At 39.5% G+C, this 923-nt stretch carries 1 protein-coding gene; it reads right to left on the minus strand.

The window, feature by feature from the left end; translation table 11 throughout:
• Positions 1-157: 157 nt before the first annotated feature.
• The gene (locus AACR75_RS00985; protein ID WP_197056822.1) at positions 158-814 is read right to left on the minus strand and encodes a hypothetical protein; all 657 of its coding nucleotides are present in this window, start codon (positions 812-814) and stop codon (positions 158-160) included.
• Positions 815-923 lie beyond the last annotated feature (109 nt).

Below are 923 nucleotides of genomic sequence, written 5' to 3' on the forward strand. Positions count from 1 at the left end.
AAAGACTTGGGTATAGGACACCAACGGAGTATATTCATGCGCATCTGTAAAAAGTGTCGCACTTCAAACTTGATACTAAGCATGTTTGCGCAACACCAGCTTGACTATGAATGCACAACAACCGTGACATTTTACCGAAAATCAACAGTTTATTGTCCTAATCCATTGGGATGATTGCGACAATCTCTCCTCCTTCTAGCAAAAAAAGAACATTGGCTATTGGAGCATTGCCGTAGCTTGCATCGTTCCATACATGAGAATGAAGATACATGAATTGGTTTAATATCTCTTTTGGTGCGTCGCGTGATACGACCATTAAACCTGTTCGCCTCGGGATAGACACGAGCATCTGTTTCGCGTTTAAAATTTCATGAGCCTTTAACATATGCTTTTTTGACAGGATAGCTTCACTACTGAATGGTTTACCGCTAGCAGTAAGAACTTTGTTATCAAGAACCTGAGAAAGTGTAAACACAACATCCATACTCTCTAGATTAGAGTAAGCATTATTTACAACATTTTGTATATCGAGCTTATCTTCGTCGCTGTGCATTAGAAAAATGAAGTTTTCAGGAGTATCCATTCCAAAACCAATAACCAAATCAGGTTTTTCGGGTTCTCCAATCAACGTTTGACGCACTGCACCATGGGTAATACCCACCCAATCACCTGGTTTTAACATTGGAAAATAAGAGCTCTCACTCATATTTTTACTTATTTCTTTTTCTAGTTTTTCAGGCAATGGCTTTACGCCCGATTCAGACAAAGCGGTACCCGACAAACTTAATAAAACTATAAATATAAGTTTTTTCACTTAATTATCCTTACTTCTTCTTAAATGCATAACGCCCTGCTAAGGGGTGAGCAATGCACTGCAAAAGCGACCGCACGTCGCCTTAATCACAAGACTCACCGCATGCTGA

The sequence above is a fragment of the Vibrio sp. ZOR0018 genome, assembly GCF_963865925.1.
GTDB classification, from domain to species: domain Bacteria; phylum Pseudomonadota; class Gammaproteobacteria; order Enterobacterales; family Vibrionaceae; genus Vibrio; species Vibrio anguillarum.